4 protein-coding genes and 1 pseudogene are annotated in these 2,969 nt (G+C 68.9%); 2 read left to right on the forward strand and 3 right to left on the reverse strand.

Translation table 11 applies throughout. From position 1 onward, the window contains the following. Window positions 1-71: 71 nt before the first annotated feature. Window positions 72-161: pseudogene (locus ACWEBX_RS38705) on the reverse strand (TetR family transcriptional regulator); the annotation flags it as partial. A 91-nt stretch (window positions 162-252) separates the two neighbouring features. Here ACWEBX_RS38705 and ACWEBX_RS38710 point away from each other — a divergent pair. Further along, window positions 253-699 carry an anthrone oxygenase family protein gene (locus ACWEBX_RS38710; protein WP_451889397.1) on the forward strand — a complete coding sequence of 149 codons (447 nt, stop codon included), beginning with the start codon at window positions 253-255 and terminating at the stop codon, window positions 697-699. 354 nt (window positions 700-1,053) lie between these two features. On the opposite strand, the gene ACWEBX_RS38715 is transcribed toward ACWEBX_RS38710, so the two are convergent. Then, window positions 1,054-1,578, reverse strand: a complete 525-nt coding sequence (locus tag ACWEBX_RS38715) for a MarR family winged helix-turn-helix transcriptional regulator (protein ID WP_451889398.1) — start codon at window positions 1,576-1,578, stop codon at window positions 1,054-1,056. A 112-nt stretch (window positions 1,579-1,690) separates the two neighbouring features. Here ACWEBX_RS38715 and ACWEBX_RS38720 point away from each other — a divergent pair, with 112 nt between their 5' ends. Continuing rightward, window positions 1,691-2,206 carry a YceI family protein gene (locus ACWEBX_RS38720; RefSeq protein ID WP_451889399.1) on the forward strand — a complete coding sequence of 172 codons (516 nt, stop codon included), beginning with the start codon at window positions 1,691-1,693 and terminating at the stop codon, window positions 2,204-2,206. A gap of 68 nt (window positions 2,207-2,274) precedes the next feature. Here the strand turns inward: ACWEBX_RS38720 and ACWEBX_RS38725 are convergent, their stop codons facing one another. Then, window positions 2,275-2,754, reverse strand: a complete 480-nt coding sequence (locus tag ACWEBX_RS38725; protein ID WP_451889400.1) for an ATP-binding protein — start codon at window positions 2,752-2,754, stop codon at window positions 2,275-2,277. Window positions 2,755-2,969: the final 215 nt, after the last annotated feature.

A 2,969-nucleotide genomic window follows, 5' to 3' on the forward strand; every position in this document is an offset into this window, starting at 1 on the left:
TTCGTGGACTACGCGGAACGGGTGTGGGCCCCGTAACCCTTCCGGAGGCCGGTGGTCGGTAGCCGGTAGCCGCCCTGCTGCTCCGCGAGTTCGCGGGCCGTCGTCACGATGAGGCGCTCACGGCCCGCCCGTTCGCGCTCCTTGCGTTCCTGTACCGACATGACTCGATCCTAGCACCGCTAGACAATCGAGCGGGAGTAGCGCTAGCGTTGCCCCATCGCCTAGCAGCGCTAGATTCCAGGAGGGGTCATCATGCTCAACGCACTCGAGGTCTTCACCACTGTGGTCGTCGGCGTGATGGTGGGGGTGGAGTTCTCCGTCGCCTTCTTCGTCAACCCGATCCTCAACGGCCTCCCCGGCGACAACGGCCTGCGCGGCCGCACCCACGGGGCCCGACTGCTCGGCGCCGTGATGCCGTTCTGGTACATCGGCTCGCTCGCCCTCAGCGTGGTCTGGGCCGTCGCCGGACGGGACCACCACGGCGCCGGCCTCGTCGTCACCGCCGCCGCGCTGCTGATCGTCAGCGTGGTCATGTCGATCCTGCTGCTCGTCCCGATCAACAACCGGGTCAAGACGTGGACCACCGACGGCCTGCCCGAGGACTGGAAGCAGCAGATGAACCACTGGGACCGCTTCCACTACGTCCGCGTCGCCGTCATCATCGCCGCCTTCACCCTGCTGGCCGCCGCCCTCGCCTGAACCTCGCGGCACCCGGTCGCCGGATCGCACGCTGCGGTTCAGCGACTGCCGGGTGGACGGGCCGAGGTGATGAGGAGCTTTGACGGCATGAACGCGAAGACGAGGCGGTTGGATTCAGCGGCGTGTTCGGTCTGCGCCCGGTGACCGCATTGGTTGAGCAGCGCCAGCCGGGAAGGGCGTCGTCGCCCGGCGGTAAGGGTGATCGGCGCACTGAAAACTCCGTCGGCGCGACCTGAGCGGTTCCCGGGTGGTGCCGACAGGCCTGATCCGGAGCCGGGCGACGGCTCGGACGGTCGTTCGCCGAGCCGCGGTCCTGGCAGGTCCGGCGAACCACCGGGCAGATGGAGCGCGGGGTCACATGGGTGTTGGACCCGGTGCTTCGGCGGGACGCCCCTCGACGAGATCCGGCAGCAGCCCGCGCAGCGCCTCGCGCTGGGCGGGCCCCATGAACTGACCGAGTGCGAGGGTGACCGTCTCGGCGAGCGAGCCGGATGCTTCCCGCAGGAGGCTTCGCGCCTTGTCGGTGAGAGCGACCTGGATGCCGCGCTTGTCGCCGCACACCGACTGGCGGGTGATCAGGCCGGAATGCTGGAGACAGGCGATCTGGTAGGTGAGCCGGGTCTTGGGCCGGCCCAGGAGCTCCGCGACCCGGGTCATGCGCAGGCCCTCCTCGGGCTGCGCGGCCAGCAGGCACAGGACCAGGAACTCGTCGTGAGAAACGCCGAGCCGCTCCTTCACGACGGCACGCAGTTGCTGCTCCACGGCACCCGTCGCGGCCAGCAGAAGCATCCAGGCGTGCAGCTCGGCGGGCAGCAGGCCGCCCCCTTGCGTGGACGGGCAGTCGGGCAGGCGCGCGGGGTCCTTGTCGAGATCGGCCATGGTCCGAGTGTACCTGTTGTCCAATTTTGAAGAACGTAGGTTGTCCAAATTCGAACGATGGGCTAGCGTCATTCATGCAAATTTGGACAACCTACTCGACAGGGGAAAGCTCATGACCGTCGCCGTGGAAACCGGACTGTGGCAGCTCGACGCCGCCACCTCCACCGTCGCCATACGACACAAGACGATGTGGGGCCTGGTCACCGTCAAGGGCACCTTCGGCGTGGTCGGCGGCCAGGGCGAGGTCCGGCCCGACGGGTCCGTCGCCGGCACCGTGACCCTCGACGCCGCCTCCCTGGACACCGCGAGCGCCAAGCGCGACGAACACCTGCGGTCCGCCGACTTCTTCGACGTCGAGCACCACCCGGAGATCACCGTCGCGGTCCGCAGCGACGAACCCCGCGACGGCGACACGGCACAGCTCGAGGGACAGCTGACCGTGCGCGGCATCAGCAGGCCGCAGTCCCTCACCGCCCGTCTGACCGAGGCGAACGCCGCGGAACTCACGCTGGAAACCGAATTCACCGTGGACCGGGAGTCGTTCGGCATCGAATGGAACCAGTTGGGCATGATGCGAGGCCCGGCCACGGTCACGGCGACGCTGCGCTTCGTCCGGGCCGACGCCTGACAGCTCGGCAGGACCGCTCCTCTCGCACCAACACTGATCGCATCCGGGTGACCCCCTCGAGTCCCGGGCTAGCGAACCGAGGCGGTCGTCGGCGGTGCGTGATGCGGGCCGCCGAACGGGGTGAGGATCAACGTCGCGTGCACGGTCTTGCCGTCGAGCGCGGGAACCGTCTTGATCCTCCCGCCGAGCCCCTCGATGAGGGGGAGCCCGAAGCCACCACGCTCACCCGGGGCGCTCGACCTCTCCGGCAGCATCTCGCCGTGGTCGGCGACAGCGATGTCCAGACGGCTTCCGCACAACGTGAGCTCGAGGGTGCAGGGCTCGTGCGTGTGCCGGATGGCGTTGGTGACCAGCTCGGAGACGATGAGCACCACATTGCACATGCGCGAAGCCGGAGCCCCGTGCGCGGCCAGCCACCGGGCGGTGATGTGCCGCGCCACCTGCGGGGTGTGCAGTCCGTAGGGCAGGGCGACGGCCAGCCGATGGTCGGTAACGGGACGGTGGAGCCGATCGGCCGGGGGTGCCGGAGTCGGAGTGGTGACGGTCATGGCCGGGCCTCCTCTCTGGAGGGGCGTGTTGTGGCTCTGCCAGTGATCCGGAGCCGTAGCCCTCCCGGATGTCGAGAAAGCGGGTACCGCGTCAGCGGCGCCAAGTGGATCTACGTTCCCGGTCACCGGGACCGGTTCTGGACCGACGGCCACGGGGACTGACCCGCCCCCCCACACACACACACAAACACGACGTGCCCTTCGCCCGCCGGAGC

The organism is Streptomyces sp. NPDC005070 (assembly GCF_053600395.1).